The 23,765-nt window shown below is 56.6% G+C and carries 18 protein-coding genes and 6 pseudogenes; 9 read left to right on the top strand and 15 right to left on the bottom strand.

Annotated features, from left to right (window positions below; translation table 11 throughout):
- Positions 1-436: IS6 family transposase (locus P0D89_RS41950; RefSeq protein ID WP_408378480.1), on the top strand; the 436-nt coding region annotated here is incomplete at its 5' end.
- A 403-nt stretch (positions 437-839) separates the two neighbouring features.
- Here the strand turns inward: P0D89_RS41950 and tnpA are convergent.
- Both tnpA and P0D89_RS41940 read right to left on the bottom strand, forming a co-directional pair.
- Positions 840-1,358: an IS66-like element accessory protein TnpA gene (gene tnpA / locus P0D89_RS41945; protein ID WP_408378478.1), complete on the bottom strand. Its 519-nt coding sequence runs from the start codon at positions 1,356-1,358 to the stop codon at positions 840-842.
- Positions 1,359-1,589: 231 nt separating this feature from the next.
- The gene (locus tag P0D89_RS41940; protein WP_408366870.1) at positions 1,590-1,802 is read right to left on the bottom strand and encodes an H-NS histone family protein; all 213 of its coding nucleotides are present in this window, start codon (positions 1,800-1,802) and stop codon (positions 1,590-1,592) included.
- A gap of 109 nt (positions 1,803-1,911) precedes the next feature.
- On the opposite strand from P0D89_RS41940, the pseudogene P0D89_RS41935 reads away from it, so the two are divergent.
- Positions 1,912-2,492, top strand: a pseudogene (locus tag P0D89_RS41935) (IS5 family transposase); the annotation flags it as partial.
- A 398-nt stretch (positions 2,493-2,890) separates the two neighbouring features.
- On the opposite strand, the gene P0D89_RS41930 reads toward P0D89_RS41935, so the two are convergent.
- From P0D89_RS41930 to P0D89_RS41880, 11 genes and pseudogenes are all read right to left on the bottom strand, one after another.
- Positions 2,891-3,637 carry a GntR family transcriptional regulator gene (locus tag P0D89_RS41930; RefSeq protein ID WP_408366868.1) on the bottom strand — a complete coding sequence of 249 codons (747 nt, stop codon included), beginning with the start codon at positions 3,635-3,637 and terminating at the stop codon, positions 2,891-2,893.
- 60 nt (positions 3,638-3,697) lie between these two features.
- Complete coding sequence (hisC, locus tag P0D89_RS41925; RefSeq protein ID WP_408366866.1) at positions 3,698-4,774, bottom strand: histidinol-phosphate transaminase; 1,077 nt, start codon at positions 4,772-4,774, stop codon at positions 3,698-3,700.
- Positions 4,775-4,839: 65 nt separating this feature from the next.
- On the bottom strand, positions 4,840-5,928 hold the full coding sequence (gene serC / locus P0D89_RS41920) for a 3-phosphoserine/phosphohydroxythreonine transaminase (RefSeq protein WP_408366864.1): 1,089 nt from the start codon (positions 5,926-5,928) through the stop codon (positions 4,840-4,842).
- Between the two features lie 69 nt (positions 5,929-5,997).
- Positions 5,998-6,678 carry a 2-dehydro-3-deoxy-6-phosphogalactonate aldolase gene (locus P0D89_RS41915; protein ID WP_408366862.1) on the bottom strand — a complete coding sequence of 227 codons (681 nt, stop codon included), beginning with the start codon at positions 6,676-6,678 and terminating at the stop codon, positions 5,998-6,000.
- Between the two features lie 220 nt (positions 6,679-6,898).
- Positions 6,899-7,900, bottom strand: a complete 1,002-nt coding sequence (gene cydB / locus P0D89_RS41910; RefSeq protein ID WP_408366860.1) for a cytochrome d ubiquinol oxidase subunit II — start codon at positions 7,898-7,900, stop codon at positions 6,899-6,901.
- 21 nt (positions 7,901-7,921) lie between these two features.
- Positions 7,922-9,343: a cytochrome ubiquinol oxidase subunit I gene (locus P0D89_RS41905; protein ID WP_408366858.1), complete on the bottom strand. Its 1,422-nt coding sequence runs from the start codon at positions 9,341-9,343 to the stop codon at positions 7,922-7,924.
- 306 nt (positions 9,344-9,649) lie between these two features.
- Positions 9,650-10,867, bottom strand: a complete 1,218-nt coding sequence (locus P0D89_RS41900) for an MFS transporter (RefSeq protein ID WP_408366856.1) — start codon at positions 10,865-10,867, stop codon at positions 9,650-9,652.
- A 41-nt stretch (positions 10,868-10,908) separates the two neighbouring features.
- A pseudogene (locus P0D89_RS41895) lies at positions 10,909-11,127 on the bottom strand (sugar phosphate isomerase family); the annotation flags it as partial.
- 398 nt (positions 11,128-11,525) lie between these two features.
- The gene (locus P0D89_RS41890; RefSeq protein ID WP_408378474.1) at positions 11,526-11,753 is read right to left on the bottom strand and encodes a hypothetical protein; all 228 of its coding nucleotides are present in this window, start codon (positions 11,751-11,753) and stop codon (positions 11,526-11,528) included.
- A 30-nt stretch (positions 11,754-11,783) separates the two neighbouring features.
- Complete coding sequence (locus P0D89_RS41885; RefSeq protein WP_408366854.1) at positions 11,784-13,046, bottom strand: aspartate aminotransferase family protein; 1,263 nt, start codon at positions 13,044-13,046, stop codon at positions 11,784-11,786.
- A gap of 28 nt (positions 13,047-13,074) precedes the next feature.
- Positions 13,075-14,055, bottom strand: coding sequence for a nitrilase-related carbon-nitrogen hydrolase (locus P0D89_RS41880; RefSeq protein ID WP_408366852.1), 981 nt, complete (start codon positions 14,053-14,055; stop codon positions 13,075-13,077).
- A gap of 1,342 nt (positions 14,056-15,397) precedes the next feature.
- Here P0D89_RS41880 and P0D89_RS41875 point away from each other — a divergent pair.
- Both P0D89_RS41875 and alaC read left to right on the top strand, forming a co-directional pair.
- Positions 15,398-16,258, top strand: coding sequence for an IS630 family transposase (locus tag P0D89_RS41875; protein ID WP_408366850.1), 861 nt, complete (start codon positions 15,398-15,400; stop codon positions 16,256-16,258).
- Positions 16,259-16,594: 336 nt separating this feature from the next.
- Positions 16,595-17,827, top strand: coding sequence for an alanine transaminase (gene alaC, locus P0D89_RS41870; RefSeq protein ID WP_408366848.1), 1,233 nt, complete (start codon positions 16,595-16,597; stop codon positions 17,825-17,827).
- 188 nt (positions 17,828-18,015) lie between these two features.
- Here the strand turns inward: alaC and P0D89_RS41865 are convergent.
- A pseudogene (locus P0D89_RS41865) lies at positions 18,016-18,697 on the bottom strand (peroxiredoxin).
- A gap of 277 nt (positions 18,698-18,974) precedes the next feature.
- Between P0D89_RS41865 and P0D89_RS41860 the strand changes: the two are divergent.
- The 5 genes and pseudogenes from P0D89_RS41860 to P0D89_RS41840 form a co-directional block, all read left to right on the top strand.
- A pseudogene (locus tag P0D89_RS41860) lies at positions 18,975-19,094 on the top strand (glucose-1-phosphate thymidylyltransferase RfbA); the annotation flags it as partial.
- On the top strand, positions 19,091-19,642 hold the full coding sequence (gene rfbC, locus P0D89_RS41855; RefSeq protein WP_408366846.1) for a dTDP-4-dehydrorhamnose 3,5-epimerase: 552 nt from the start codon (positions 19,091-19,093) through the stop codon (positions 19,640-19,642). The pseudogene P0D89_RS41860 and the gene rfbC, both read left to right, overlap by 4 nt.
- A 10-nt stretch (positions 19,643-19,652) precedes the next feature.
- Positions 19,653-19,842: pseudogene (locus P0D89_RS41850) on the top strand (IS3 family transposase); the annotation flags it as partial.
- An 844-nt stretch (positions 19,843-20,686) separates the two neighbouring features.
- Positions 20,687-21,703 carry a carbon-nitrogen hydrolase family protein gene (locus P0D89_RS41845; protein ID WP_408366844.1) on the top strand — a complete coding sequence of 339 codons (1,017 nt, stop codon included), beginning with the start codon at positions 20,687-20,689 and terminating at the stop codon, positions 21,701-21,703.
- Between the two features lie 104 nt (positions 21,704-21,807).
- Complete coding sequence (locus tag P0D89_RS41840) at positions 21,808-23,028, top strand: aminotransferase class III-fold pyridoxal phosphate-dependent enzyme (RefSeq protein WP_408366842.1); 1,221 nt, start codon at positions 21,808-21,810, stop codon at positions 23,026-23,028.
- Positions 23,029-23,407: 379 nt separating this feature from the next.
- On the opposite strand, the pseudogene P0D89_RS41835 reads toward P0D89_RS41840, so the two are convergent.
- Positions 23,408-23,765: pseudogene (locus P0D89_RS41835) on the bottom strand (IS110 family transposase); the annotation flags it as partial.

Here is a 23,765-nt window from a genome sequence, read left to right as displayed (position 1 = left end):
AGTCAAAGGCCAGTGGAAGTACCTCTACCGGGCGGTGGACAAGGCGGGCCAAACCATCGATTTCCTGTTCAGAGCCAAGCGCGACAAGGTGGCAGCGCGGCGCTTCTTTGAAAAGTCGATCGGTCAAAATGGTGTACCCGAGACGGTAACCATCGACAAAAGCGGCTCTAATCTGGCTGCGCTGCAGGCAGTGAACGCCGAGCGAGAGACGCCCATCACAATTCGTCAAGTCAAGTACCTGAATAACGTGGTCGAGCAGGACCATCGGGCCATCAAACGCATCACCCGACCGATGTTGGGCTTCAAGGATTTTCGTTGCGCCCGCATTATCCTGTCCGGCATCGAAGTAATGCATATGATCAGGAAGGGGCAGATGAAAACCAAGAATGGGACCCATCCGTCCGCCGCCGAGCAGTTTTATTCGATGGTTATGTGAGCAGTCCTTGTCATTTCGGGTCTGCTCATCAGGATGGCCTTATCGCGACAGAACCGGGAATACTGCCTGCCACCCAGCTCATGCCCTCGGCGCCCTGGCAGGTCCCTGTTGCTGCACTCGATTCCGAAGCCGTCAGGGAAGGTGTACGGGCTATCAAGGAACGGCGCCCACCTCACTTCAAGGCCCGACAGGAAGCAGATAAGTCACTCAAACTGCCCGGCTTCTAACGCAAGGATGCACTATGTCACGAGACTCCCGCGCCGGCCCCGGAAGATGAAGACATTGCCGCCGAACGGATTCTCCTCCAGTGCAGTTTACACCTTCGCTGCGAGCCCCTGAAATCCGCAGCGCATGTCGGTGATGCCAGCTGAGATCCAGATGCGGGTGCCCGCCGGCAATCCGATCATCGGGACAGCTCCCGAATGAGCAAGCGCAGCATATCCGGCGACACGTTGCCTCGAATCCGCAGGCGTGCACGGTCAAATTCGATCTCGCAGGTGTTCTCCGTCACGGCCTCGTGCGTGGACATCGACGCCTCGGTTTCGGCGACCACGCTCACCGGGAGTAACGGCGCAACGTCACCATCAGGTTGCTGTCTCGCGTGCTCCGGATGCGGAGCCCCAAATGCTCCCTGAAGATATTGGCGACGCCATCTGAACAGCAGGTTGGTGTTAATGTCGTTGCGACGTGCGACCAGCGATACGGACGCGCCGGGCTCGAAGGTCTGTTCGGCGAGCTGTCGTTTGAACTCGCGTGGAAAGTTCGGGCGCTTACCGGGAGCTTGGGTTCTGCTATCGACTATCTCGGCCACTTTGGTTCCACCAAAATATTTGGTGGGAACCAAATTACCTTCATTCACCGCTGCCCGGAGAACGGCCGCAGTGAGGCGCTTACCAAAGAATAGCTGTCGCGAGGTTCTCATTACACCCGTCGTGAACGAGTTCAGTCCTGCCGAGGAGCAATGACAAAAGTTGGCCGATTTAATCCCGAGTGATTTGATTGCCAGTTGTATTCTCTTCGCGCGGCGGAATATGGTTCCACTTGCTTACAACAACATCCACTACTGACGCAGGTGGCGCGCGCGAGCGGGCTTTCAGCGAACGAATCGTTTCGCCAGTCCATGCGCTCATTTACCGATGGTCCGGGCGCTACGTTAGGAGGCAACTCGAAATATTGAATGGATTGCCCCGCGCGCTAGCGCCTGTTTTAGCCATTGCGGCATTTCGCCTCGGCCGTCCCAAATATCTCCCGCCGCATTGCGATAACGTGCTTCCGTTCGTGCCGGTTTCTCACTCTCTATCGTTAGCGCCAAGTCTTCCAGGTCAATCCCGAACTCGTCGATTCGGCGGCGGAGATACGCAACCATGGCATTGTTTTCTTTCGTCCATAAAGAAACTCTAACAAAATGAGCCGAAGGGGCTGTTGACCCGAACCGTGCTCTGTTAGCCTCTTCATGTTTCGTTGGCGAAGAGGACATGGCTAAACCGATACTCGATGACGACCTGTGGACACTGATCCAGCCGTTGCTGCCACCGCCAAAACCCCGGCGCCCCCGATACCCCGGGCGCAAACCATTGGACGATCGCGCCGTGCTGACTGGCATCCTGTTCGTGCTGCAGTCCGGTATTCCCTGGGAGATGCTCCCGCAGGAAATGGGCTGCGGCTCCGGCATGAGTTGCTGGCGCCGGCTGCGAGACTGGCAGCGCGCCGGAGTCTGGGACCGGTTGAACGAAGTACTACTGACCAGACTACGTGCTGCCGAGCGCATCGACCGGTCCCGCGTTGTCGTCGATTCTTCCTCCATTCATGCTGTGAGATCAGGTCAAAAACAGGACCCAATCCCACCGATCGCGCTCCACCCGGTTCTAAACATCACCTCGTTACCGAAGCGCAAGGCATCCCGCTCGCGCTGATCCTGACCAGCGCCAACCGTCATGACCTCACGCAACTGCTGCTGATCGACGCCGTTCCCTCGATTCGTCGCAAGCGTGGCCGACCACTGTCCAAACCGGCGATCGTGCAGGGTGACCGTGGCTACGATCACGACAAATATCGCACGACCGGACGTAGTCATTGTCGCCGCACAGTTGCCGGCCTTCGGTCGGCGGTGGCGTCTTCGACGCCTGTTTGTCAGGGCGGTGCCAGACTCCAGCCGCTAGGCCATGAGGCGCGGTAGCCCCGGAGGCCACCGCGGCTATCCCGCAGCGAGTAGCACGTTACCGGATTCTTCCTGTCGAACTGTGCGTTCGGGGGTATAGTTCAACGTTTTCGTCTCCTAGTTGTTGAAACGTCGTTTGGGATTCCATCGTCTTTCGGATACCTGCGCCAATGGCCTTCCCGGTTTGTTTCGGGCAGCCGTGAGTGCTGGCGTGGGCCGCGGGTCGATTCGCTTTCGAAACGTGCCGTCCGGACGAGCTTATGGAGTGAGATGGCGCCGGCACTGGCGACCACGGATCAGGCGCTTATTGTGACATTGGTATGGAGTTCTTGGAGAACGGCATCGCGTTTGTCCCGTAGGTGTTGGCGCAGTATCGCGCCCAAGTGTTTGCCGTCCCGAGCGCCCAGTGCTTTCAGCATCTCTTCGTGATCGTCGACGGCGTGGTCCCATTCGGGAATCTGGAAGTTCGAACGAAAGCGAGCAGCCTGTAGGCGACGGCTAACTGAAATATACGTTTTTCTTAGAGCCTCGTTTCTTGCGGCCCTATTGATCTTGTCGTGGACTGCCTGGTTGCGGCTGTAGTAGCCGGTCAGGTCGTTCTGGGCACGGCAGGCGAGCATGGAGAAATGGAGTGCGCGGATCTCCGAGATCTCGCTTTCGGTGATGCGCTCGCACGCGAGTTCTCCCGAGAAGCCCTCGAGCCCGCTCATCAGTTCGAAGTTATCGCGAAGTTCAAGTTCAGACATCTTGCGTACGGAGGCGCCGCGATTGGGCGAAATCTCGAGCAAGCCGTCTACCTCGAGCGCTTTCAACGCTTCGCGCAAGGGGGTGCGGGAGATGCCCAAGGTCTGACAGAGCTCTCGCTCATTGAGTTTTATGCCCGGCTGTAGGACCCCCTCCACGATGAATCGGCGTAGGTGATCCAGAACCGTATCGTGGAGACGGTAGCGTTCCAATTTAGGAATTGAGCAGACGCCCTCGGGGTCGGATAACTTTTCGTTCGCGGCTACCTGCAGTCCGCTTCGCTTTGTCATCTGAGTCATGAACTGCTCCATCTCATTTGCATTAGACCGGTATGGGGGCGCCGGCTTGTTCTGTTCGTTTCACTTTGTCGGCTTCAGAATTGACCGCAAGCTACGAAGCAACGCATCGCATTCATCGTCGGTCCCGACCGAGATGCGCAGGTGCTGGTTGATTCGCGGTAGATCGAAATGTCGGACCAATATTCCTTGTGACCTCAGCAAAGCGATTAGCGTTGTCGCATCACGCGCGGGGTGACGCGCAAAGACAAAGTTTGCAGTGGAGGGTGTGACCTCGAACCCTTGTGCGCGTAATCCTTGTGCCAAGCGTTCACGGCTGTTTATCACTTTGGCGCAGGTCGCGCGGAACCACGCATCGTCGTCGTACGCCGCGATCGCTGCGACCTGTGCGAGGCGGTCGACTGGATAAGAGTTAAAGCTGTCCTTTACTCTCGTGAGGGCATCGATGAGTACTTCATTGCCGAGTGCGAAGCCGACGCGCATCCCAGCCAGAGAGCGTGCTTTCGATGTTGTTTGAACGACCAGCAGATTGCGGTGCTTCGGGATCAAACTCACAGCGGATTCTGCACCGAAGTCAACATATGCCTCATCAATCACGACGACAAATTCCGGGTTTTCCGTCAGCAACCTGGTTATGTCGGTCAGCGGCAGTGCAAGACCCGTGGGAGCGTTGGGATTGGGCAGAAGTACGGGACCGCCAGACGGGCCGTAGTCGTCGATGTTGATTGTAAAGTCACGATCGAGTGGTTTCGCTTCAAACGCGACGCCGAACAATCTCGCATACACGGGATAAAAGCTGTAGGAGATTTCGGGGAAGCGCACAGGCTTGTCGTGCTTCAGGAGTGCCTGGAAGACATGCGCTAGCACCTCGTCTGACCCATTTCCAACAAAGACCTGTCCGCTGTTTAGTCCGTGATACCGCGCCACGGTTTGGCGCAGGGCGCGCGAGTCCGGATCAGGATATTTGCGCAGCATATCGCCGTCCTGATCCAGCTCACGCTGGATTGCATCGACTACGCGCGGTGAGGGTGGATAAGGGTTTTCGTTGGTGTTCAACTTGACCGGATGTGCGTGCGCAGGCTGTTCGCCCGGTACGTAGGGTGTCAGCCGGTGGACGACATCACTCCAGAAACGACTCATTCAAACTCCATTTTCGGAACTGATACTGGGAGGTTGGTTGACACTACGCCGGGATGGCGAGACTGCTACTGCCATGCCTGGTCATTCTCGAAGTCATTCATGTATTGGACAAGCATTTTGACCCCGTCAAGCGGCAGCGCGTTATAGATCGACGCCCTCATGCCGCCGACTGCCCTGTGCCCCTTCAGTTGGAGCAACCCGCGAGCTTTTGCTCCGTTGAGAAACGCTTCGTTGCGGGTCTCATCGGCCAAGTGGAATGGCACGTTCATTCTCGAGCGGAATGGGTGCGCAATCCTATTGATATAGAAACTGCTTGAATCGATGGCGTCGTACAGTAGTTTCGATTTTTCGATGTTTCTTGCTTCGATTGCGCTCAGGCCGCCCTGTTGCTTGAGCCACCTGAAAACCAAACCGGCAATATAAATTGCGTAGGTCGGTGGGGTGTTATACATCGAGTTGTTCGCAGCAATCGTCCTCCATTCAAAAGCCGATGGGCAGATTGAAAGCGCTCGATCAAGCAGGTCCTCGCGAACTATGACAACAGTCACGCCGGCGATACCGATGTTCTTTTGCGCACCTGCGTAAAGCACCCCACACGCAGAAACATCCATGGGGCGCGAGAGGATGTGAGATGAGACGTCCGCTACGACGGGGACCGGGGCCACGTCGGGAATTGTGAACATCTCGACGCCGTCAATGGTTTCGTTGGTACAGAGATGGAGATATGCTGCATCCGGGGAGAGATTCCAAGTCTCGCCAGGGGGCACATATGTGTAGCCATCGTCGCTCTTCGCCTGTGCGACAAGACGAGGAGTACAGTATTTAAAGGCTTCCTCGAAAGACCTGCGAGACCAGGTCCCCGTCACGACATAGTCAGCAGACTGAGCCGTGCGCAGGAGATTCAAGGGGATGATCGCGTTTGCACCAATCCCACCGCCCTGCATGAACAGGATCCGGTGAGACGGGGGAACGTTCAGGAGTTCTCGCAGGTCGGTGAGCGCGGCTTCGTGGATCGACATGAATTCCGCGCCCCGATGGCTCATTTCCATCACGCTCATGCCGCTGTTTTGCCAGTCCAGCAATTCGTTCGCTGCCTGACGTAGCACTTCTTCAGGGAGCGTTGCCGGCCCGGCGGAAAAATTAAATGAACGCATATGAAAAGTACAAAATATATTCTGACGTGGCGCGCGCCGGGTGCGGGTTGGTATTAGACCGTTCGATGGTTAATTGGGCATGGTCGCGAGGGCATCCTCGAGGCAGGTAATGAACAGGTTGGCGTTCTCGCTGACCTGCTCGACCTGATATCCCGGTCGATATAGGCTGCCGCCAAGCCCGAAGCCACCGGCGCCCGCCTTCATCAACGCCCCGACACTGCCAGGGGTGACTCCGCCGACAGGCATGATTCGCATCTGCGATGGAATGACGGTGCGCCAGGCGCGTAATGTCGAGGGCGAGATGCTATCTGCAGGAAACAGTTTAAGAGCGTCGGCGCCGTTGAACAACGCAGCGAATGCTTCGGTCGGCGTAGCGACTCCGGGTGTGCAGGCGAGGCCGGTCGCTTTGGCCGCGCGGATGACTGCCGGGTCGCTGTGCGGCATAACGATCAGTGTTCCGCCCGCATCGGCCACGTCGCTGACCTGGCTGGGCAACAGTACCGTGCCTGCTCCCACCAGGACCTCGGACGGGAGCGTATCACGCAGCGTACGTATGCTCCTGAGAGGTTCCGGGGAGTTAAGGGGGACCTCGATAGCGCGAAAACCTGCCTGGTAAAGTGCCTTCCCTATCGGCGCGGCGTCATCGGGTGTCAGGCCGCGCAGTATGGCGATCAGGGGACAGGTGTGCATGGCCGCCACGAAGCCGGTGTGGAGCGCCACGGGGGGCCGGTCCTGCAGTGCTTTGATCATTTGCATATTCCGTTTTTTCCGGGAGGCGTCGTTGTACGAAGCGGTACAGGGACGCTCGCGGAAGAGAGTCTTATAGCGCGTGATTGCTCTGATGCTTCATCGGCCGAGCACCAGTACATGGAGTACAAGTGCTACTGCTCCGACGAAAGCCACGCCGGCGCACCAGAGTCCGACGAACCAGAGCCCGCGAGTGAATGCCGTATGCATGGCCGCACATCCGTTAGTGATAGTGGAGTTCCGCAGGGTCCGCCTTGCCGCGGAAAACCCGATACCCAAGCGTTGTATAGGCAAGGATGATTGGCACGACTATTACGGCACCGATCAGCGTGAAGGCCTGGCTTGAATGGGGCGCTGCTGCTTGCCAGATCGTGATACCTGGCAGGATCGCGTAGGGCCAGATGGTGGCAAGCAGCCCGACATAGCCGAGCAGGACGAATCCAAGCGCAAGCAGAAACGGCGTGATGCCGTGGCGCGCGCGTACGGCGAGGTGCATTCCCCCTGTGCAGAGAGCGACCAGAACCGGGACAGGGACCAGCCAGCGCAGCACCGGCAAATCGAACCAGCGGGTCGCGAACATCGGTGCGAGAAGCGGTGTCCACAGGGTGACCGCGATAATCGTGAGTACCTGAAGCGCGGTTAGGGGGAGTACAACGCGGTAAAGCTTGCGCTGAAGATCTTGATCGGTTTTTGCGATCAGCCAGCAGCAGCCGAGCAGCGCGTAGGTAACGAGCAACGCGAAGCCGGTGAAAAGGCTGAAGGGTGTGAACCAGTCGAATGCGTGACCCGCGAACTGCCCATTGATAACCGGGATGCCCGACAGCCAGGTGCCCAGGACTACGCCTTGGAAGAACGTTGCGCCGCAAGACCCACCGATAAAGGCGAGATCCCACAGCGGGCGAGTCCGACGGGCTTTTCCACGGATCTCGAAGGAGACGCCGCGGAAGATCAGGCAGATCACCATGAAAAGCAGCGGGACATAGAGCGCGGAAAGAACGACGGAATAGACCATCGGGAACACGGCGTACAGGGAGGCACCTCCGAGTACCATCCAGGTCTCGTTGCCGTCCCATACCGGCGCGACGCTGCTCATCATCCGGTTGCGGTCATCGTCGTGAGGAAAGAAGGGAAAGAGGATGCCGATGCCCAAATCGAAGCCGTCGAGCACGATGTACATGCAGACACCAAAGGCGATAATTGCTGCCCAGCAGGTAGTGATATCCATGGCGTAGGTCCGGTAAGAAGTTTACTCGCGTTCGACGGTGATCTTCGCGGTTGCCCGTGCCGGCGTGGCGCCAGGGACTGAGCTGCGGAGCAATGAAATGTTGGCTCCGCTGCCGCCGGTCTCGGGTGAGAAGGCAGGCCCGGCACAGGCAAGCTTGATCATGTAGTAGATGCCAGTGCCGAAGACGAGCGAATAGACCACGACGAAGGTGAAGAGCGATACGCCGACCTCTTGTGCGGTGATGGGGGAGAGCGCTTGCGAGGTCCGCATCACACCATAGACCACCCATGGCTGACGACCGGCTTCGGTGGTGATCCAGCCCGCGAGCAGACTAATGAACCCCGATGGTCCCATCACCAGCACGAAGCGTTGGAAGTTCCGCGAGTTGAACAGACGATCGCGACGGCGCAACACAAAGCCGCCGATTGCCATGAGCGCCATGAGCATACCGAGCCCGGCCATGACGCGGAAAGTCCAGAAGATCAGCGTGGAATTGGGGCGGTCCGCCGGAGGAAAGGATTTCATGCCGACGATTGTGCCGTTCCAGCTATGCGTGAGGATGAGGCTGCCCAGGTGGGGAATCGCCACGCGGTAGCGGGTTGTCTCGGCGGCCATGTCTGGAATGCCGAAGAGATTGAGTGCCGTGCCGCCTTGCTCGGTATCCCACAGACCTTCGATAGCAGCAATCTTGACTGGCTGATAACGCCGGGTGTTCAGGCCCTGCGCATCTCCGGCAAACATCTGCAGCGGAGCGAGGGCGAGCAGCAGCCACAGCGCCATCGAGAACATCGTCCGCACGGCGGGATCGCGTCGTCCGCGCAGCAGGTGCCAGGCGCCGGTGGCCGCAACGACCAGGGCGGCGACGATGAAGGCGGCGAGCCCCATGTGTGCGAGCCGGTAGGGGAACGACGGATTGAAGACGATCTTCCACCAGTCGACCGGCACCACTTGATGGTTGACGATGGTGAATCCCTGCGGCGTTTGCATCCAGCTGTTCGACGCGAGAATCCAGAACATCGAAATGTTTGTCCCGATGGCGACGAGCGCAGTCGCCAGGAAGTGGGCTACCCGGCCGACGCGATGCCAGCCGAACAGCATGATGCCGAGGAAGCCCGCTTCGAGAAAGAAGGCGGTCATGACCTCGTAATCGAGTAGTGGCCCGGTCACGCCGCCGGCGAAGCTCGAGAACCCGGACCAGTTAGTACCGAATTCGTAGCTCATGACAATGCCGGACACTACGCCCATGCCGAATGCGACGGCAAATAACTTCGACCAGTACAGACACAGGTCCTGGTAGACCTGGCGCCCCGTCTTGAGCCACAGGCCTTCAAGAACGGCGATGAAGCTCGAAAGCCCGATGCTCAGGGCAGGAAAGATGATGTGAAAAGAAACGGTAAATGCGAACTGGATTCGCGCAAGCGAAAGAACATCGGTGCTGAACATGATTTGATGCCCGATTTGCCTATACGACCCCGAGGGACCGTTCAAGGTCAGAGTGGAAAGGAGCGCCGAGCTGAATCATGTTTCGTTCATCACTCGACTGCGACTATTCTTGATCTGGCCTGTCCTGTTGCAAAGCAGCAGCTCTCGGCGAAAAGCGCATAGCAGCACCTGATAACGGTGGCGTTTCGTCGCATGTGCGCCGCAGCGAGAACGCGGACGACGAGCATGGCAGGTGTGGCGGACCGCCTGGACCAGCAGGCATGTTCCGGTAACAGGTGCTTCTCGTTGGTCACCCGGTTCGGGCGATCACAGAGTTCTCGCGGACGGTCGTTCAGTGCGAAACGCCCACAGTGCAAACAGGGCGAGTAGAAGTTCAGCCGCGGCGAAGGTGCCCAACGCTCGAGTAAAGCTGTATCGGACGATCTCGCCGAAGATGAGACTGCCGGCGCCAAAGCCGACGAAGAGCGAAAACACATTCAGCCCCATAGCCTGCCCGGGACGCTTGCCACCGAGGGACGTCACGATCCCGGCGAAGAGCGGTTGCGTGGTGTCGTAACCAAGCGAGAGCACCATCGCCGCAAGCGGTGTCAAAAGAAGCGGCAAGCGCAATAGCAGGGCAGCGGCAGCCGTGGCGCCGAGGCACAGCCCGACTGGAATGAGAATGGCACGCCCCCACCTGTCTGCCGCACGACCGATAACAGGGCCGAGCAAAAAGCCGGGAACACCATAGCCGAGCATCGCGAGTCCGATACCTGTCGGTCCAAGGTGGTACTGCCGTTCGATGTACACACCGAGCCACGTAAACATGCCTGAATGAAACATCGAGTTCAGGAAGACATATGCGTACGTACGCTGTGCGCGGTTAGTACTGAGCAGGGTGACATATCCAGATATCAGCTCACCGGGCGTACTGGCAACCGGCGACGCAGTTCTGATAATGAGTGATCCGTAACGCTGGAGCAAAGCCAGCGCGACCGCTCCGGCTACACCGACTATGATGAACAGTCCCCGCCAGCCGAAAATGGGTACCAGCATCGCGCCGAGCGGCGAGCCTACCGCCATGCCCCCTGCCATGGCACCGAACAACCAGCCAAGGGGCCGTCCTCGCTGTTCATAGGGAAACAGCCGGCCTACGAGCACGAGTGCGAGTGGGACGACGCCGCTGGCGCCAAGTCCGGTTAGTATCCGCCACACGGCAATTTGCTCAATGGACGTGGCTGTCGCAGTCGCCATCGCGAGGACTGTGAATGCAGTCAATGATGCAGAAATGACGCGGCGAATACCGAAACGATCGGCCAGAGGGCCATAGAGTAGTGTCGCGACGCCATATGGGATGAGGTACGCGGGCACGATCAGGGCGACGGTTTGAACGGACGCACTGAAGGTCTGGGCCAGGGCAGGTATGATCGGCGCGACCATATATGCCTGAAAGAAGATGAGGAACGTCACGGCTGCGAGCATTCGCAGCATGCCTTCCCGTTCCTCATGACTGGTCGCCGTCGCGAATTGATTGCTGGGTATCATATCAGTGTCCAGTGGGTTCGACCTATTGTTGGAGGCATATCTCAGATCCAAAATGGCGGGGTGTTGATTCTTAGGTTTCGAAGCATTGCGATACTTTCGTCGGAGACGAACGTGGCCGAGTTGTGCGCGTAATGTCCACCGAGCAGAACTATTCGTACGATTGTTTTTTGGCGCAGCACATTCGCCACATCGATTGAATGGCAGACAACGGTCAGGCTCGTTTCGCCGGGAATCTGACGGGCCAGCATTGCCAGCGGCTCACCACTGTCAAGAAGACCGTCTTACCGTCAACGAGGTGCTTAACTACCGAGCGGAGTGTCTCGGACACGGCGGTTTGCTTCAAGTTGGTCGTTGACGTGGCATTAAAGGTCAGAGGGCCACGGACGACATAACCGCCAAGACACAAAAGCAGTCCCTTACTAGCCGCGATGTCTCGGCGCACGGTCGTCTCGGACACGTCAAGTATCCTGGGGGCGTCCCGAAGACGTACTGGACGAGGCCTGTAGCACAGCGCTTCAAAGAGAAGATCAACTCGTTCTCTTCCCGTCACCATCAGGCCTCGGTTATGAAAGAGGGACTTGCGCATGAGCGGAGACGAGCCAGAGCGAGTGGGTAGACAGGGAGGTAAAAAGGCCGTGGTGGAACGAGCTGAGGTGGTTCATGCTTGGCGGCGCGTCCGCCCCCGGGCCGTGATTGCGTCTCTGTAAATCATCCATATGTCGCGCGTGAGCGCTTCACCTGGTGCAACGGTTTCGAATCCGGGAATGTCTTCGCAAAGGCCGAGAAGACAATCGCAGAAGGTTTCGAAATCTGCATTTGCGCCTGCCTGCTGAACGATGATTTTGGCAAGATTGCATTTCTGTTCGGAGGATAGAGTTGATAACACGCTGACTTCCGGAAAACGGGTTGGATTGAGTCAGGCAGCAACTGCGTCGGACAGGCGTCCGGCGACGCGATCGAGTCGCAGTACTGCCTCGTCGATCTCGGCGTCAGTGACCGTCAACGGCGGCAACAGTCGAAGCACGTTGTTGCCTGCTGGAACGCACAGGAGTTTGTGTTCGTGTAGCATCGTGAGAACTTCTCTGACGGGAGGTACGCACTGCAGGCCAACCAGAAGGCCAGCGCCACGCACTTTGCTGAAGACCGTGGGGTATTTCGATACGAGTTCGTCTAACCGCAGCATGAGCCTGAGGGACGCATCTCGTACCCGCTCCAAAAACGCCGGGGCACTGATGATATCGAGCACCTCGCTGGCGACAGCCATGGCCAGTGGGTTGCCACCGAACGTTGATCCATGAGTCCCGGGCCGCATGACGGACCCGACGGCTTCAGTTGCAAGGCACGCACCAATCGGGAAGCCACCCCCGAGCCCCTTTGCCGCAGCCAGGATATCTGGCGTAACGTCTTCGGCAGCGTATGCAAAGAGACTACCAGTACGACCGATGCCGGTTTGCACTTCGTCGAGCAGCAGCAGAATCCCGTAGAAATCGCAGAGATTACGGAGCGCATGAAGATAGCCGGGTGGCAATGGGCGGATGCCGCTTTCTCCTTGGATAGGTTCAACGAGAATGCCGGCAGTATGCTCGGTGATGGCTTCTTCGATCGCAAGCAGATCGCCGAAGGGTACCTGTTCAAACCCATCGACACGCGGTTCGAAGCCCTCCAGATACTTCTCCTGACCGGTGGCCGCCAGCGAACCCAGTGTCCTGCCGTGGAAAGCGCCTTCGAGCGTAATTATCCGGTTTCGCTGCGGCGAGCCGCCGCAATGGTGGTACCGACGGGCTGCCTTGATGGATAGTTCAATCGCCTCGGCGCCGGAATTACAGAAGAAAACGCGATCGGCGAAACTGAGTTCGCAAAGTCGGTCGGCCAACATCTCCTGTTCAGGGATCGTGTAGAGGTTTGATACATGCCATAGCTTCTCTGCCTGACGCTGAAGCGCTTGGACGAGTCGAGGGTGACTGTGTCCCAATGCATTGACCGCGACGCCGCTGCCGAAATCGAGGTAGACGTCGCCGTTGGGCGTAAGCAACGTACAACCGTGGCCGAGTTCGAATTGTATCGGCGCACGGGCATATGAGGGAAAGAGATGGGATGCTGCCTGGGAGGTCATGTTGAGGGTGTCAGGAAGATAGGACAGGTCAGTGTGCCGGACGGCACCAAGATATTCATGTGTCACCCAGTGCTGCTTTATTTATTAAGGATCGTTAAGTTAAGATGTGGCCGTTCGTCGCCACGTCGATGCCGGAGATGGACTGACTCTTGAGGGGAGCATTGAAAGTCACGGCGGTGCGGCCGGCAGCTACCCTGAGGTCGAAAACGTGCGGCCGTGCATAGTGGCCCACAACGTCAAGGTCGAGCTTCCCACGTTCGCAGTCGTCGGAATCGATGTTCGCGAATAGCAAGCCTTCCGTATCGTGGAGCGGAGCTGCAAGGATCTCGCCCAGCGGCGACACGATGACGCTGCCTCCCTGAATGAGCACGGTTTCTGGGGCGTTGCCCTGGATGCACGCATACTCATCTGGGACATTGGCGCGAGTTGCGTACTGACATGCACTCAGCACGAAGCAACCTCCCTCGTATGCGATTTGGCGCATGGTGGATTTCCAGATATCCCGGTCGTCCACTGTAGGAGCACACCAGCGACGAATCCCCTGAGCGTATGACGCACTCCGGAACGAGGGCATGTAGTTTTCCCAGCAGATGGCAACGCCGAACCGTCCATAAGGCGACCCTGCCAAATGGATTGTCGACTCGTCGCCGCATCCGCAGATCAGTCGCTCGCTGGCGGTGGGCATTAGCTTGCGGTGCTTGCCGAGTAGCTGTCCGTCCGGGCTGAAGTGCACGGCAGTGCAAAACAGGGTGCCTCCCTGGCGCTCAATAACGCCGACGACCAGATAAGCCTTTAAGGCCTCGGCGAAGCTCCCGATCCGGTCGGTTTCCGGGCCCGGAATTTCGACGGCACTTTGCCAGTAGCGCAGGAATTCGTCACGTCCTTCTGCGATGCGCGAGCCAACCCTGGCGCCAAAGTCCAGACCCTTGGGATAGCCACCGATGTAAGCCTCGGGGAAGACAAGAAACTCGATGTCCTGTTTCTGCACTTGCGCGCACCACACTTCGATGTCATCAAGCGTTTTAAGGGTATCGGAGATTTGGGAGCCGACTTGAGCAATTGCGACGCGAACCATGATTTCTTTCTCCAGTCAGACCAACTGCCGGTGGGGACGAGTCGTCAACCGTGACTTGAGCGCCGATGTTAAACATATCTGTGCGGAGCTGATAGGGACAGTTGACGGAAAAAACGCGAATGCAGGAACTAAACAGGAGTTTGCGTTGAACTATGCGACGGCTATCCGATGTTTAGTCGCCTGCAGTGACAAACTGCTGCGGTTGTTCTCTGCGAATCTGCTTCTAGACAAAGTCTGCCTCGTATAAAGATAGCCTGAGGTTCAATGGTCGGAAGACCTTCGACTTATGCACTCGCATCGCTCCGAAGCAGCCGCATGGGTCATTGGTGAGCGCATTAAAACGTAGTATGTGTAAATATATAGAGATTACGGTTCTCTAGTTATAGTCTGGTGTCTTTAGGACCAAGCCTCGACACGCTAGTGCTGTCCGAGCCGTTTGATCTGCATTGACCAAGCGTAGCGCTACGACATCGTTTGAGGGCGCGCATGCTGGGCGCCCGAAAGAAATGCTCGGTGCTCTGAAAGCGCAAGTTCAAGCTACTTCCAGAGAATTTTCAAGACTAGTAAGCAACCACCGTTTGACATCTTCCTCGCCTTGAGGACGGGGGCCCCACGGCCTTGCCAGATGAAGTACGAGTGTAGATGGCTGACGTTTACGGGCGATACAAAAACTCGCAAGGTGGCTGTTTGGCCTGATGCTTTCCCGGCACCGGGAGATTCTGCTTTGCATGATCGACATGAGTTTCGGTTGTTGATCGTATTGCGGTAGAGAGGCTAGATGCGCTCGAGAGCGATCTGAAGATCGGAATTTGATTCGCGCCTGCCAGGACTATCTAAATCTGCTGCGCCAGATTACCCAGTATCTGCTTCTATACCTGAGGTTGTGGTTCAGAGAATAATATTATGGAATTACCTCCATCCTTCGGCCTCGAAAGCATTGGGATAAGTGCGTGAGTTCCCGGGTATCACACCCGAACCGCAAAGCTTGATGTTTTCGGCATGTAGGACGCAAGCATGGAGCCCCGGCGCAATGTGACGGGGCTCCTCCAGTGACTTGAAAATCGCGTATTTATGCCGAGGCGTGCACATATTGAAGCCATGGACCCGAAAACGTCCGCCTTGCTGCGGTCCATTTCTCCTGGACGGGTGTGGCGTTAATTTCTAACCGATCCGTGACAACAATAAGATCTAACGCCAGTTGTGTCGACGGAAGAGAATGCCTAGAAGGGGCGATGTGATGCGAATTCGAGGCGGCGATAAGTCGGTTCCCATTCTGGGATTGATAAGCGTGCGGACATCTGGGCGGATGACGGTCCGGGCAAAAATGATTCTGTAAAACCCAATGAGAGAAGACGACGGTCGTAAGCTTTCGCATGAAGCGCTCGAACAAATCCGGATCCACGCAGTCATGCGCGTTCAGGCGGGAGAGTCGCCAGAGAATGTCATTCGTTCGCTTGGATTCACCCGGCGGCGCATTTATGAATGGCTAGCCGCGTACCGAAAAGGGGGCATTGAATCTTTGCGCGCCAAGCCGGTTCCCGGCCGCCCCATGAAGCTGCCCGCAGAAGGTGTGAACTTCGTATACGAAGCTGTGACGACTAAGACCCCAATGCAAATGGAATTCGAGTCTACGTTGTGGTCGCGTGACATAGTGCGCGAACTAATCCGTCGCCGCTTTGGGATCAGGGTATCGAAGAACTCAGTCGTTAGGCTGCTCAGTAAGCTCGGGCTTTCCTCACAAGGGCCTCTGGCGCTCGCCTATCAGCGCGAACCTGAGTTGACCGAGACATGGATGCAGGAGCAGTACCCCGGAATCGTGAAGAAGGCTAGGTCCGTCGGCGCACAGATCATGTTCGTGGATGAGTTGATGGTCCGGTCGGGCTGTCGCAGTGGGACGAACTACGGAAAGCGGGGAGAAGCGTCGCTAGTCGGGGTAACGAATGGACGCTTCACGGGCAATCTGATTTCGGCGATCAACTCTCACAGGGAAGTACGCTTCATGTTTGCTGAAGGTCCGTTGAATGTTGACGTATACGTCGACTTCGTGACTCGACTACTCCTTACTGAAGACGGTCCAATTTTTCTGATCGCAAACGACCAGCCGATACATCAGGCGAAGGCGGTTAAGCAACTCGCTGCGCAGTCGGACGGTCGTTTGCACATGTTCCACCTACCACGTTATTCATCGAGTCATGTATTTTGATGAGTAGTCCTCGTGTCGTTAGGTAGGAGTTCGTTGAATCAATTCTCCGTTCTTTTCGGAATGACGAAGTGCTGCTCACCAAGCCGCTCGACCGCGCGCAGGCTCACCGCATTCAGGTTGTTACGAAACATGGCCTGGTCCGCGAAGGAGGATCGGCGTTAAAGCCGGCTTCACCGATAGTTAAAACGAGCACGGGCATCGTGACACTACATATGCGGAGCCGACCGTGCCGTTTGTCGGTTGCTGTGTTCACGGTTTCACCACAATGGCGCTGTCGATGTGTTTTGCGGTAACGTCGCTCGGACGGATCCGGGCGCTTACGTCAAGGAGAATTTTATGACTGTGCGTTCTGGCAAGCGCAACTTCGCGCGCATTGACCGACTTCCCCCTTACGTCTTCAACATTACCGCCGAGCTTAAGCTCGCCGCCAGGCGCCGCGGTGAGGACATTATCGATATGAGCATGGGCAATCCCGATGGCGCCACTCCGGCGCATATCGTGGCAAAGCTTAATGAGGTAGCTCTACGGTCCGACACGCACGGCTATTCGACGTCCAGAGGCATTCCGAGGTTACGTCGGGCAATTTCGCAGTGGTACGAAACGCGATACGGGGTGGACATCGATCCAGATAGCGAAACCATCGTAACGATTGGATCGAAGGAAGGTCTCGCCCACCTGATGCTCGCTACGCTCGATCGTGGAGACACGGTCCTCGTACCTGACCCAAGTTATCCAATTCACATCTATGGTGCGGTCATTGCTGGTGCAGATATCCGCTCTGTGCCGCTGATGCCAGGCGTTGATTTCTTCGCTGAGCTTGAAAAGGCGATTCGGGGCAGCTACCCGAAGCCGAAGATGATGATCCTTGGTTTTCCGTCTAATCCGACGGCGCAATGCGTCGAACTGGATTTCTTTGAACGTGTTGTCGAACTGGCGCAAAAGCACGACATTCTCGTTGTCCACGATCTCGCGTACGCGGACATTGTGTTCGATGGCTGGAAGGCTCCTTCAATCATGCAGGTACCCGGTGCGAAGAATGTCGCTGTCGAGTTTTTCACGCTATCGAAGAGCTATAACATGGCGGGTTGGAGAATCGGCTTTATGGTCGGAAACGCTGACCTGGTTCATGCGCTTGCACGCATCAAGAGCTATCACGACTACGGTACGTTTACTCCGCTTCAAGTCGCCGCAATCGCTGCGCTTGAAGGCGACCAGCAATGTGTCGTGGACATTGCTGCCCAGTATGAGAGCAGACGCAACGTCTTGGTCAAAGGGCTTAACGAAGCCGGATGGTTGGTCGATCGGCCGAAAGCCTCAATGTATATATGGGCACGCATTCCGGAACCCTATAGTTCGCTGGGCTCGCTTGAATTTGCAAAGCGTCTGCTTGAAAAGGCGAAGGTGTCCGTATCACCTGGTATTGGATTCGGCGATTACGGCGATGGCTATGTGCGTTTTGCGCTGATCGAGAATGAGAGCCGCATTCGTCAGGCTGTACGGGGGATTAAGTCGATGTTCAAAGTCGATGGTCTGGTCAATCCGGCGACTGAGGTAACTCCTCTGGCGTGACGGCGCCGCACGGTTGAACTGAGTGTAGAGGGTCTCCCGGCGGAGACCGACGGCCCCGCCACCTGTTGGAAACCCGTCGCACTTAGCTATTTGGCAGCGAGCGGCGCCGTTAAGACTGCCGCATGACCTGGCGTGCAGTCTGCGGGTCTGCGGAGTTCTAGCAAGCCCGGGCGGTCCGCATTGACGGCCTATTTGTCGGGTTGGGGGTTGAAGCGCAGGTAGGGGCGCTCCGCGCGATATCCCTTTGGAAATTTTTCGGGGATAAGGTTTTCGTCCTGCAAGCTCAGGGGAATGATAACGTCGGCCCCATCCCGCCAGGTGCCCGGTGTCGCGACGCCGTACGCGTCGCTTAGCTGTAACACATCGATCACGCGCACGATTTCATCGAAGTTGCGTCCGATGCTAGGGGGATCGGTCAACCGTCAACCGAAGTTTTTTTGCTGGATCGATGACGATTACTGCACAGACGGTCGCCGTTCCCGACTGGTTCGGATGAGTCATGTCGTACAGCGTTGCCACGCTTTTGTCCCTGTCGGCGATGATTGGAAAACCGACGACCGTTTTCTGCGTTTCCTCGATGTCTTTTGCCCATGTTCTGTGCGATTCGACATCATCTACGGAGGTGGCGATTGCCCGAACGTTGCGTTTTTCGAATTCGGGTTGCAGTTTGCCCGTGAGCCCGAGCTCAGTCGTGCATACCGGTGTGAAATCTGCTGGGTGAGAGAAGAGAACGACCCAGGAGTCTCCGGCCCGCTCGTGAAAACGAATGCGGCCAATCGAAGTCTCCTGTTGGAAGTCGGGTACGGTGTCGCCCAGATAGAAAGTGCTCGTGACTTCTGCCTTTGACAGTTTTGGCGGGAAGGGCACCATGTGAGGTGAGAAATCAAGGTAGGAGTTTCGGTCCGGGGGATCAAGTACCAGATTCAGCTAAATTGATGGGAGCAGATTGGTATTTGCTGGAGTTCTTTAAGCGAGCGGAGTGGAAAGACACGGCGAAGTGCAGGTCGAGATCGTCAGGGTGGCAGACTTTGAGGTCCGCTCGGGTGATCGGATTTTTCGATGCGTATTGGTCAGGCGGGTAGGTCTCTAGTTTTTGCTCTTGGCGGTCTTATAGTCAGGGCTTTATAAGATTGGGGTTTGAGCGCCTGAGATTGTCTACCGCCAGGCGTGGATCGACGCGGGGCAATTGCTGACGCTCGCCAAACCGCTGGCGAAGAACGCCTACGGGCAGTATCCACAAAACATTCTTACGGACCGAGTCGTATGACCATCCAAGTAACCGCTACGGCACTCCCTGAAGTCAAGATCATCGAGCCGGAAGTGTTCGGCGACGTGCGAGGTTTTTTCTTCGAAAGCTTCAATGCGAATGAGTTTGCCGAGCGGGTCGAGGCCGGCGTCGAGTTCGTGCAGGACAACCATTCGCGCTCCGCGAAAGGTGTGCTGCGCGGCTTGCATTACCAGATTCAGAACGCGCAGGGCAAACTCGTGCGCGTGGTTGAGGGTGAAGTGTTCGACGTTGCTGTCGACATTCGCAAGAGCTCGCCGAATTTCGGCAAGTGGGTCGGCGTCACGCTATCGGTGGAGAACCATCGGCAGTTGTGGGTGCCGCCTGGCTTCGCGCACGGGTTCGTAGTGTTGTCGGTATCGGCACAGTTCCTCTACAAGACTACCGATTACTGGTTCCATGAACACGAGCGCAGCATTGTCTGGAACGATCCGGCGGTGGGCATCGAGTGGCCGATTGACTTCGAGCCATTGCTGGCAGCGAAAGACGCGGCAGGCAAGCGCCTTGCCGATGCTGATGTTTACGCATAAGAGGTTACCGCAGCGCAAGTTCGGGAACACCACCGATTCGAAAACACAATCTGCCGGTCACGCCGAACCTGCTGGAACGCAATTTTCAGATAAGCGCACCGAACCAGGCCTGGGTAAGCGACCTCACCTATGTCTGGGCCGACGAGGGCTGGTTGTATCTGGCTGGCACTAAGGGCCTGTTCAACGATGAGGTGGTGGGATAGCCGTGACGAGTATCCGTATTCCACCACTGCGCGACAGACCGGGGGACATTCGCCGCCTGAGTGTCGAATGTCCTGCTGTGTTTGAGTTCGACGCAATTCGGGGAAACCGGGGGCGTGAGCCTGCGGGACCGAGTCGCGCAAAGCGTCACTTGACGCTTTCCGCAAGATTGGCATTGGACCGCTCGTTTGAAGGTGCACAAAGCTGCACCTATTAACTAGTCTTGCGCCCCGTCTGCCCCATGCGAAGGTCGTCCGCACCGCATCTGTCACTCGTGCCGCCCGGGCGACGCGAATGCGGATCGGCTCGCTCATTGCAATACAGCCGCGACCTCAGCGCGATACCTGCCGGCGCGTTGACGAGAACCTGAACCTGACGTAGTCGATGCAGAAGTGCTTGCTTGCGCCTGGCGGAAGTCGATCCGGGATATGGGTCTCGATCGTACACGCGTGGCCGGAATTTCGACGCGAGCACCGCTGGCGGGCCGCCGTATCGTCTTCCGAACCGACGAGAACGAAGTGGTGCTAGCGACCGGTCTGCCGTTGACGACAGAACGATTCGCAACTGTCGAAACGAGCCAGTCTTCCGGACGAAAACACTATGCTCCCGCCAGAACGTCCTCCTGTAAGACATGGCTTTTCCGCCTTGGGCCGCCATGCCCTTACACAACCCAGCCATTCTGATCAGATCTGTGCGTGTTGAAGGCGAAAGTATCCAGAAATTTAACTTTCTGACCTGCTTCGATATCTTTTTCAACAACTGCACCTTACGCCCAGCAACAAAGGCTCGTTAGCATGAGATGTGTGGCATCTCGATTTCCTTTGATTTCTGGCGAGGTTTTTGATGATTCGTGTCGCTGTTGCTCAAGTGGGATCAAGGATTTTCAATACGAAGGCGACGCTTAGCCTGAAGGGGGATTGGTGCCGAAAAGCGCGAGAGGAGGGCGTCCAGCTTCTCGTGTTTCCCGAAGCATACATCGGAGGGTATCCAAAGGGGCTCGACTTTGGCGCTCGCATTGGATCTCGCACCTCAGCAGGCCGAGAGGACTATCTGCGATATTTTCAAGGCGCCATCGAGGTTCCAGGTGAAGAGGTTCGTGAAAATGGTAGATATGCTGCGTCGATGAATGCATACCTAGTTGTCGGGGTAATCGAGCGAGATGCTCGAACGCTCTACTGCACCGCCTTGTACTTTGGACCGAACGGTGAATTGTTGAATAAGCGTCGAAAGTTGATGCCCTCGGCGAGCGAGCGACTCATTTGGGGATTTGGAGATGGATCGACTATTGGGACTGTCAACGCTCCTTTCGGTCGGTTCGCTGCCGCAATCTGTTGGGAGAACTACATGCCATCCTATCGGATGGCCATGCACGCGCAGGGCATTCGTCTGTGGTGTGCGCCGACCGTTGACGACCGAGATATCTGGCAAGCCACCATGCGTCATATTGCGTACGAGGGACGTTGTTTTGTCTTAAGCGTCTGCCAATTTATGACGCGCGCGCATGCGCCAGAGCAATACGACTGCATTCAGGGGGATGAACCGGACACCGTGTTGATCGCAGGCGGAGGTACGGTGATTTCGCCGCTCGGGGAGGTGGTGGCCGGACCGATGTATGACTGTGGAGGTCTTCTTGTCGCCGATATCGATCCGGAAGATTGCGAGCGTGGAAAGTTCGATCTGGATGTGGCGGGGCACTACGAGAGACCGGATGTATTTCGTTTGGAAGTTGACACAACTTCGAGGAAAGCCGTGAGTTTTCGTCAAAGCGCTCCCCTTCCGGAAAGTAGCTTCGATGAAAGCCTTGACGGCGTGTGCACGAACTTCCGCGAGTCTGTTTGTGAACGCAACGTCCCTGTCTAAAGAGAAGTTGCTAGCACCACGCGTGTATCTTTTTTTTAAAATCGATGCACCCTTTAAAAACTGCGTTAAGCAACGCATACGCTCAATAAAGATAGGTGGCTCTTATGTACGATAGACGCTCGTCGGTCTTATTTCCAGACGCCGTCGCCGATAGTGATGTGATCTTATATCGGCACGGGTGTTGGGCATACACGGCAGACGGTCGTAGCCTGCTCGATTTCAACATTCAGAGCTCAGGTGGAGCTTTCGGTCACCACAATGCACGCTTGGACGCTGTGGCTATTGCTGCATCATGCGTATATGAAGAGAGGGGCGAACAGGCGGCTGTTGATGCACAAGACGGGTTATCAAGAATATTGTGTCAGGCAACGTTCGCAGATCAATCAATTATCTGCTCTGGGGTGGCATCGGCACGTAACCTTGCCATTGACGCCGCAATTGCATTGTTTCGCAAGCGTAGTCCTGCAAGCGATATCCATATAACCCGATTCTCACCGTCAGAAGGCGCTTGTAAAGTCGGTAAACGAGCGGGAGTCACACGTAAGTTATCACGCGCTGCGTTGAATGGAACAGGGCATGCTGACGCAAAAATTCGCCACGTTAATGGAGGGTTTGAAATACTTGAAAAATCAATCAACTGCGGTACTGCGGCGATACTCGTGGACTGCATGGAATGTGGATTCGAAAGGCCGCAGCTGACAGTCGAGCATCTCTCGGAATTGCGTGATCTTTGTGATTTCTATAATCTGCAACTCATCTTTGACGAAGGACGCATCGGCATTGGCAGATCAGGGCATGTGTTCGCATATGAGCCAATGGGTGTGGTCCCCGATGCTCTTGTGACAGGCCGAGAGGTCGGTGGACCATTCAAAATCGGCTTCTGCCTCATGACTAACGAAGCGGCGCAAGGAGTGTCATTGTGTCGTGATTCCAAGCGGACGGTAGCGCGTGCGTCCATTAAATCGATTGCTTATGCATCGTCGACTATCGCGATGATGACTGACCGCGCATTTGCGACCCATGTTCGTTCGATGTCGCGGCGAATAACGACAAGACTAAAGAGACTGGCATTGAGATTTCCATTTATAGTAAGAAATACCAGATGTGTTGGTCTCAAGTTCGAAATTGAATGCTTCTCGGAGTCTCGCGAGCTACATTTGTTGATGAAGGAAGAGGGGCTGCTTAGCGCGATTTCTCAAAGCAGCAAAATCATATTAACGCCGCCGCTTGTTATAAGCGCGACGGAGGTCGACGAGGGGATCGGACGTATTAATCGTGCCTTGACTCGCCTTAAAAAATCACGGGGATTGTCCGCTGCTGTTTGAAATATGATTTTCTGCGTATCGATATTTTTTTGAGATGCTGCGTCATAGTAAGATTAAACTGCGCGATTTACTAATTTGATTTGTGTGATTTGCAGAGACTGTTTGAACTAGAATGCAGCGCTGGACCGTGAGATTTCCACACGGTTGCGTTGGGTATGCATGTATCTCGAGACTGGCAACGTCGGTCTCGTATGCGCGCCGCGGTATGTCGAGGCCTACACTATCTCCAGAACATACCGGTTCTAGTATTTGTTTTCGAACGCGACGTTCAAATTTGAGCAACTTCTACACTTACAGTTCTAAACCCCTGCGCGTGGAATTAACGGTTCGATCGATTTTGCCCTGGACTCTCAAGAAACCCAGCGGAAAAGATCGGTTTTCAGGGAGTCGGCGCGTTTGGCTGGAGCTGGAATCCGAGGGCGGAAGCACGTCGCCTGAGGGCTGCGATGCTGCGCTGGCGCTGCTGTTCCTCGTAGCGCTGCTGCCCCTGGTCGACAAAGGCTTCACCGCGCGTGAGCATGAAGTACACCATGCGGGCAAGCTTGTGAGCCACCGCGGTGTTGGCGCGCGGCTTGTCCATGCGGGCGCACAGCCGGCGGTAGAACGCGCCGAGCGCCGAGTCGCTGCGCGACAGGCTCATGGCTGCCATTTTCAGTGCCTGCCGGGCGCGGTTGGCGGAGGATCGGGTGCTGGAGGACAGCGTCTTGCCGCCACTGATCTTCGTGGCGGGGCACAGG

The sequence above is a fragment of the Paraburkholderia sp. RL18-085-BIA-A genome (assembly GCF_046027075.1).
GTDB lineage: Bacteria > Pseudomonadota > Gammaproteobacteria > Burkholderiales > Burkholderiaceae > Paraburkholderia.
Note: the sequence above shows the minus strand (reverse complement) of the source record. Positions and strands in the feature narration are given on the sequence as shown.